1 protein-coding gene is annotated in these 622 nt (G+C 48.2%); it reads left to right on the forward strand.

What is annotated here, in order from left to right; translation table 11 throughout:
• Positions 1-395: aspartate/glutamate racemase family protein (locus ACS8FD_RS21985; RefSeq protein ID WP_439277431.1), on the forward strand; the 395-nt coding region annotated here is incomplete at its 5' end.
• Positions 396-622 lie beyond the last annotated feature (227 nt).

Genomic DNA, 622 nt, shown 5'->3' on the forward strand with positions numbered 1-622 from the left:
AGGCGGCAAGTATGATTTCGACATCGTTCAGTGTCGTAACCACTTTGCCGCGTTCAGTACCTGTTATTGAAGATCTTATCCATGGTTATGGCTTATCACATCGCTGCCGCCGTGTACGCTCGGCTGCCATACCAGTACTTGCGCTTGAAGAGCCAGGCTCTGGCGCACGTGAAAAGGTTCGTGATGAGATCTTACGTGCAGTGCGTGAAGACAATTGTGAGGCCGTAGTTTTGGGATGTGCTGGTATGGCAGATCTGACAGAATGGCTGACAAAAGAGACTGGCGTTCCTGTTATTGATGGTGTCACTGTTGCTACGCGCATGGTTGAGGCTTTGATTGGCTGCGGTCTTAAAACCAGTAAGGTTGGTGCTTATGCTGCACCGATTGAGAATTAAATTAACCAAGATGAATTAATCCACGATTAACCAACAAACTTTCTCAAGGAAGGGGAACGTAATGGAAAATGCGAAAGTTGCCGTCGCTGCGGCAGGAGTACAAACCCTCGATAATAAGGCAATCGGGGAGGAGAGTCTGGCACCGCAAACCACGCGTATTATGGGCTCATGGTCTTATTTATTTGCATGGTTGGGGGGATGTGTATCAATTGGCACATTCACCGTTG

It is taken from the genome of Psychrobacter sp. 1U2 (assembly GCF_051847575.1).